This is a genomic window from Bacillus cereus group sp. BfR-BA-01408 (assembly GCF_022663305.1).
In the GTDB taxonomy this organism is placed as follows: Bacteria; Bacillota; Bacilli; order Bacillales; family Bacillaceae_G; genus Bacillus_A; species Bacillus_A pacificus.
The window spans coordinates 101406-108874 of sequence record NZ_JAKUFF010000007.1 but is presented as its reverse complement, the minus strand read 5'-3'; the positions used below and the strand labels follow the sequence as shown (position 1 = coordinate 108874).

Genomic DNA, 7469 nt, shown 5'->3' with positions numbered 1-7469 from the left:
ATCGAGGTTTCGAATCATATGACAATGTTAGACGATGAAGTAGTAAACAAATTAGATAATGAGTATCAAACTGAAAAACCTTCTGTTGCAGATGAGTTTGAAGTAGAAGAAAAAGTTGTTCGTAGTAAAAAGAACAGCAATAAGAAAAAGAAAAAAGGCAAAGGAAACGAAGACAAGCGTCAAGAGAACTTTGCTGGAAGACAACAAACACAAACTGTAGAAACACCAGATAAAATTACTTTCTCTGGAAGTCTTACAGTAGGTGATCTTGCTAAGAAATTAAGTAAAGAGCCATCTGAAATTATTAAAAAGCTCTTCATGCTTGGAATTATGGCAACAATTAACCAAGACTTAGATAAAGATACAATTGAGTTAATTGCTAACGACTACGGTATTGAAGTAGAAGAAGAAGTAATTGTAAGCGAAACTGAGTTTGAAACATTCATCGATGAGCAAGATGATGAAGAGAACTTAAAAGAGCGTCCAGCTGTAGTTACAATCATGGGACACGTTGACCATGGTAAAACAACATTGCTTGACTCTATCCGTAACTCTAAAGTAACTGCTGGTGAAGCGGGTGGAATTACTCAGCATATTGGTGCATACCAAGTTGAAGTAAATGACAAGAAAATTACATTCTTAGATACACCTGGTCACGCGGCGTTTACAACGATGCGTGCTCGTGGTGCACAAGTAACGGATATTACAATCCTTGTTGTTGCAGCTGATGACGGTGTTATGCCACAAACAGTTGAAGCAATTAACCATGCGAAAGCAGCAGGAGTACCAATTATTGTTGCTGTGAATAAAATGGATAAACCAGCTGCGAACCCTGATCGCGTAATGCAAGAACTAACAGAATATGAATTAGTTCCAGAAGCATGGGGCGGAGACACAATTTTCGTACCAATTTCTGCGATTCAAGGTGAAGGAATTGACAATTTACTAGAAATGATTCTTCTTGTAAGTGAAGTAGAAGAGTATAAAGCAAATCCAAACCGCTATGCAACTGGTACTGTAATTGAAGCCCAACTTGATAAAGGTAAAGGAACTATCGCGACATTACTTGTTCAAAACGGTACGCTTCGAGTAGGAGATCCAATCGTTGTTGGAACTACATTCGGTCGTGTTCGTGCAATGGTAAGTGATATTGGTCGTCGTGTAAAAGTTGCTGGTCCATCAACTCCTGTTGAAATTACAGGTTTAAACGAAGTACCACAAGCAGGAGATCGTTTCATGGCATTCGCTGATGAGAAGAAAGCTCGTCAAATCGGTGAATCACGTGCACAAGAAGCGCTACTTGCTCAACGTGGTGAGAAATCTAAATTAAGCCTTGAAGATTTATTCCAACAAATCCAAGAGGGCGATGTAAAAGAAATTAACTTAATTGTGAAAGCGGACGTACAAGGTTCTGTAGAAGCAATGGCAGCATCACTACGTAAAATTGATGTTGAAGGTGTTAAAGTTAAAATTATCCATACAGGCGTAGGTGCGATTACAGAATCTGATATTATTTTAGCTTCTGCATCTAATGCAATTGTAATTGGATTTAACGTACGCCCAGATGTAAATGCGAAGCGTACAGCTGAATTAGAGAACGTTGATATTCGTTTACACCGCATTATTTATAAAGTAATCGAAGAGATCGAAGCAGCGATGCAAGGTATGCTAGATCCAGAATTTGAAGAAAAAGTAATCGGTCAAGCAGAAGTACGTCAAACGTTTAAAGTAACAAAAGTTGGAACAATCGCAGGTTGTTACGTAACAGATGGTAAAATTACACGTGATAGCGGCGTGCGTATTATCCGTGATGGTGTGGTAATCTATGAAGGTCAACTTGATACGTTAAAACGTTTCAAAGACGACGTAAAAGAAGTTGCTCAAAACTATGAGTGTGGTATTACAATTGAGAAATACAACGATCTTAAAGAAGGGGACATCATTGAAGCGTACATTATGGAAGAAGTGAAGCGATGATTATCGCTTCTCTCTCATTCGAGTGTATGATTTACGATGTGCATTCTTTAAAAGAGAAACGAGCAATTTTGCAACGGGTGTTAACTCGTGTGAAACAGCGTTATAACGTAGCTGTTTCAGAAGTAGGGCATCAAGATGTATGGCAACGTACAGAAATTGCGATTGTTTCCGTATCCTCAAATCGTGTTATTTGTGAAAAAGAAATGAATCGTGTACTTGAGTATATCGATTCATTTCCTGAAATTGAACGTACGATAACACAATTGGAATGGTATTGAATGAGGTGAAGAGTTATGAAATTACGTGCAAACCGTGTAGGCGAGCAAATGAAAAAAGAATTAGGCGACATCATCAGTCGTAAAATTAAAGATCCACGTGTCGGATTTGTTACTGTAACAGATGTACAAGTGAGTGGAGATTTACAAATTGCTACAGTATATATTTCTGTTTTAGGTGATGAAGAACAGAAAGAAAGTACATTAAAAGGTTTAGCGAAGGCAAAAGGCTTCATTCGTTCAGAAATTGGCCAACGTATTCGTCTTCGTAAAACGCCTGAAATTTCCTTTGAATTTGATGAATCTATCGGATATGGTCATCGAATTGATACACTTTTACATGAAATTAATAAAGAAGGTAAACGTGAAGAATAATGGATAGACATTTGTCTATCCATTTTTTCAATGTAAAATAAGTTTTAGGTAATGATTATGAAAGAATTACGATGAGGTGAACATATATGGAAGGTGTAGTATTATTACATAAGCCAAAAGGCATGACATCACACGATTGTGTATTTAAATTAAGAAAGATATTGCGTGAAAAACGAATTGGTCATACAGGAACATTAGATCCAGATGTAACAGGAGTATTGCCTATTTGTGTTGGACGAGCAACGAAGATTGCACAATTTTTAACAAGTGAAACGAAAACATATGAAGGTGAAGTAACATTAGGGTTTTCAACAACAACTGAAGATGCTTCAGGTGAAGTTGTGGAAACGAAACATGTAGATCGTGTTATTACTCGTAAAGAAGTGGAAGAGGTTCTTGCCGCATTAACAGGTACGATTGAGCAAATGCCTCCGATGTTTTCGGCTGTAAAAGTTAACGGGAAAAAATTATATGAATATGCAAGAGCAGGACAAGAGGTTGAACGTCCAGTTCGTACAATTACAATTCATGAATTTGTATTACTGGATGAACGTGAAGTGTTTGAAGGAGAAAATATTTCATTCCGTTTCCGTGTAACGTGTAGTAAAGGCACATATGTAAGAACATTAGCGGTAATGATTGGTGAAAAACTTGGTTTTCCATCACATATGTCTCACCTTGTAAGAACGGCTTCAGGTGAATTTGTATTAGAAGATTGCATATCATTTGAAGAAATTGAAGAAAACGTGCAAAATGGAACAGTAGAGTCTATCTTCATTTCAATTGATGAAGCGTTAAGTAAGTTCCCGAAAATGGTTGTAGATGAAAAGCAAGCAGAAAAAATAAAAAATGGTATGTTCTTAAAAAATGAATTGCAAATAACGGCGCCATTTATAACAGTGTTTGATAAAAACGATCGTTGCCTTGCAATTTATGAGCACCATCCAAAACACCCTGGTATGCTAAAGCCGATGAAAGTACTTGTGAATAATCAAGAACTAAAGCTATAATGAATTATTGGAAGGATTATTACAGAAAAAGGTGAATTCAAGCGTGAAACTTATTCATTTAACTCATCCACATGAACAAAATAAATTAGAATTACCACCTACTGTAATGGCATTAGGATTTTTTGATGGCATTCATTTAGGACATCAATGTGTGATTCGAACTGCGAAACAAATAGCGGATGAACGAGGATATAAAAGTGCAGTGATGACATTTTATCCGCATCCATCTGTTGTTTTAGGTAAAAAGGAAGCGCATGCGGAGTATATTACACCAATGTGTGATAAAGAAAAAATAGTCGAGAGTTTAGGAATCGATATATTATATGTTGTTAAATTCGATGAATCATTTGCAGGCTTATTGCCACAACAATTTGTAGATGATTATATTATTGGTTTAAATGTAAAACATGTAGTAGCAGGATTTGATTATTCATATGGACGTTTAGGAAAAGGAAAGATGGAGACTTTACCATTTCATGCAAGAGGGGAGTTTACACAGACTGTGATTGAAAAAGTTGAATTTCAAGAAGAGAAAGTAAGTTCTACGGCATTACGAAAGTTAATTCGAAATGGCGAAATGGAGCAAATTCCATCTATTTTAGGTAGGGCATATACAGTAGGAGGAACGGTTGTACACGGTGATAAACGTGGACGTCAAATTGGTTTCCCAACAGCTAATGTAGGTTTAAGTGATGAGTATCTATTACCACCTGTAGGTGTTTATGCAGTGAGATTAAAAGTTCACGATGAATGGTACGATGGTGTATGTAATATTGGATATAAACCAACCTTTAAAGAAGATGAGCGCCAACTATCTATTGAAGTGCACTTATTTGAATTTAACAAAGACATATATGATCAAAATGTTACAGTAGAGTGGCATATGCGTATAAGAGAAGAGAAGAAATTCAATGGCATCGATGAGTTAGTTGAACAAATCGCTAAAGATAAGAAAACAGCACAAGAATATTTTGCGAACGAAAAGAATATACTTGCTTTTTCAAATGAAAAGTAGTATTCTATGTTATGTACTTTATGACAACCATTGCTTGGCATTGCGACTCACCGACGCTTGCTAGGTAATCGGGGGTTTAATTAATAGGAGGTGAAATAGGATGGCTTTAACACAAGAGCGTAAAAATGAAATCATTGCACAATTTAGAACTCATGAGACTGATACTGGTTCTCCAGAGGTTCAAATTGCTGTCCTAACGGAGCAAATTAACACTCTAAACGAGCACTTACGTACTCACAAGAAAGATCATCATTCACGTCGTGGTCTATTAAAGATGGTTGGTAAACGTCGTAACTTACTAACTTACCTTCGTAATAGCGATATCACACGTTACCGTGAATTAATCACAAAGCTTGGCTTACGTCGATAGTCAAAGAAGCGGGAATATTCCCGCTTTTTTGTTAGGTAAAAATATATCTTCTACTCTTTATAGCTTACTTCATTTTCGGTAATACTAGAGGTAGAATATTGTGATATACTATCCATTTACATAGAAGAATTGAATACTTTAAATTGAGAGGGGTACTTAAATGAGTCAAGAAAAGCAAGTCTTCTCGATAGATTTAGCTGGTCGCCAGCTAACAGTTGAAACAGGTCAGCTTGCAAAGCAAGCGAACGGAGCAGTATTAGTAAGATATGGCGATACGGCGGTTCTATCTACAGCAACTGCATCAAAAGAAGCAAAAAATGTAGATTTCTTCCCACTTACAGTAAACTATGAAGAGCGTTTATATGCAGTCGGAAAAATTCCTGGCGGTTTCATTAAACGTGAAGGTCGTCCAAGTGAAAAAGCAATTTTGGCAAGTCGTTTAATCGACCGTCCAATTCGTCCACTTTTCGCAGATGGTTTCCGTAACGAAGTACAAGTTGTCAGCATCGTAATGAGTGTTGATCAAGATTGTTCTTCTGAAATGGCAGCTATGCTTGGTTCTTCATTAGCGTTATCGATTTCAGACATTCCATTTGAAGGTCCGATCGCGGGTGCAACAGTTGGTCGTATTAACGGCGAATTCGTTATCAACCCAACAGTAGAACAGCAAGAACAAAGTGATATTCACCTTGTTGTAGCTGGTACGAAAGATGCAATTAACATGGTTGAAGCAGGAGCAGATCAAGTGCCTGAGGAAACAATGTTAGAAGCAATTATGTTTGGTCATGACGAAATTAAACGTCTAATTGCATTCCAAGAAGAGATTGTACAAGCTGTAGGTAAAGAGAAATCAGAAGTGAAACTTTATGAAGTTGACGCTGATCTTAACCAATCTGTACGTGAAATGGCTGAGAAGGATATGCATTCTGCAATTCAAGTACATGAGAAACATGCACGTGAAGATGCAATTAACGAAGTGAAAAAGCGTGTAATTGAGCATTACGAAGCGCAAGAAGCTGATGCTGATACATTAGGACAAGTAAATGAGATTTTATATAAAATTGTAAAAGAAGAAGTACGTCGTCTTATTACAGTTGAGAAAATCCGCCCAGATGGCCGTAAAGGTGACGAAATCCGTCCATTAGCATCAGAGGTTGGCATTTTATCTCGTACACACGGTTCTGGTTTATTCACACGTGGACAAACACAAGCATTAAGTATTTGTACATTAGGCGCATTAGGCGATGTGCAAATTTTAGATGGCCTTGGTGTAGAAGAATCAAAACGCTTTATGCACCATTACAATTTCCCATCATTTAGTGTTGGTGAAACAAGACCAATGCGTGGACCAGGTCGTCGTGAAATTGGTCACGGTGCACTAGGAGAACGTGCTCTTGAGCCTGTAATTCCGTCTGAAAAAGATTTCCCATACACAGTCCGTCTTGTATCTGAAGTATTAGAATCAAATGGTTCTACTTCACAAGCGAGTATTTGTGGTAGTACTTTAGCAATGATGGATGCTGGTGTTCCACTTAAAGCTCCAGTTGCAGGTATTGCAATGGGCCTAGTTAAATCAGGTGAGCATTACACAATTTTAACTGATATTCAAGGTATGGAAGATCATTTAGGTGATATGGACTTTAAAGTAGCAGGTACAGCACACGGTGTAACTGCACTACAAATGGACATTAAAATCGATGGTCTATCTCGTGAAATTTTAGAAGAGGCATTACAACAAGCGAAAGTTGGTCGTATGCACATTCTAGATCATATGTTATCTGTAATTGCAGAGCCACGCACTGAATTATCAGCGTACGCTCCAAAGATTATTACAATGACAATTAACCCAGATAAAATCCGTGACGTTATCGGACCAAGCGGTAAACAAATCAATAAAATTATTGAAGAAACTGGCGTTAAAATTGACATCGAGCAAGATGGTACAGTATTCATTTCTTCAATAAATCAAGAAATGAACGACAAAGCTAAGAAAATTATCGAGGATATCGTTCGCGAAGTACAAGTAGGGGAAATCTACGAAGGAAAAGTGAAACGTGTTGAGAAATTCGGTGCTTTCGTTGAATTATTCAGCGGTAAAGATGGATTAGTTCACATTTCTGAACTTGCACTTGAGCGTGTAGGTAAAGTAGAAGACGTTGTGAAAATCGGTGATGTAATTACAGTTAAAGTTATCGAGATTGACAAGCAAGGTCGCGTGAATTTATCTAGAAAAGTATTGCTAAAAGAAGAGCAAGAAAAAGAAGCTGCTAAAGAAGAAAACAAACAAGAGCAGCAATAAGGAAAAGCCAGTTTAACTGGCTTTTTTTGTTATGTAAAAATATGATTTGCATATATTTTTATGTCAGTATAGGTATAGTTTTCATTATAACGCTCAAATTAACAAAGATAAGAAGGAAAATGGTTTTTTATATAGTTAATGGGAGGGT

Annotated in this window: 7 protein-coding genes; all 7 read left to right on the top strand. The window is 37.1% G+C overall.

Features of this window, described 5'->3' with window-relative positions; all coding sequences use genetic code 11:
* Positions 1–1977: translation initiation factor IF-2 (gene infB / locus MR083_RS06310; protein ID WP_242268735.1), on the top strand; the 1977-nt coding region annotated here is incomplete at its 5' end.
* Positions 1974–2255: a DUF503 domain-containing protein gene (locus tag MR083_RS06305; RefSeq protein ID WP_000582364.1), complete on the top strand. Its 282-nt coding sequence runs from the start codon at positions 1974–1976 to the stop codon at positions 2253–2255. The genes infB and MR083_RS06305, both read left to right, overlap by 4 nt.
* Positions 2256–2270: 15 nt before the next feature.
* Entirely contained in the window at positions 2271–2627 is a 357-nt protein-coding gene (gene rbfA / locus MR083_RS06300) for a 30S ribosome-binding factor RbfA (protein ID WP_000776443.1), read from the top strand.
* Between the two features lie 86 nt (positions 2628–2713).
* Positions 2714–3637 (top strand): tRNA pseudouridine(55) synthase TruB, encoded by a 924-nt coding sequence (gene truB, locus MR083_RS06295; RefSeq protein ID WP_000399343.1) that lies wholly within the window; start codon positions 2714–2716, stop codon positions 3635–3637.
* 43 nt (positions 3638–3680) lie between these two features.
* Positions 3681–4652, top strand: a complete 972-nt coding sequence (gene ribF / locus MR083_RS06290) for a bifunctional riboflavin kinase/FAD synthetase (RefSeq protein WP_000766721.1) — start codon at positions 3681–3683, stop codon at positions 4650–4652.
* A 100-nt stretch (positions 4653–4752) separates the two neighbouring features.
* Complete coding sequence (gene rpsO, locus MR083_RS06285; RefSeq protein WP_001229392.1) at positions 4753–5022, top strand: 30S ribosomal protein S15; 270 nt, start codon at positions 4753–4755, stop codon at positions 5020–5022.
* A gap of 160 nt (positions 5023–5182) precedes the next feature.
* Positions 5183–7321: a polyribonucleotide nucleotidyltransferase gene (pnp, locus tag MR083_RS06280; RefSeq protein WP_000076751.1), complete on the top strand. Its 2139-nt coding sequence runs from the start codon at positions 5183–5185 to the stop codon at positions 7319–7321.
* Positions 7322–7469: the final 148 nt, after the last annotated feature.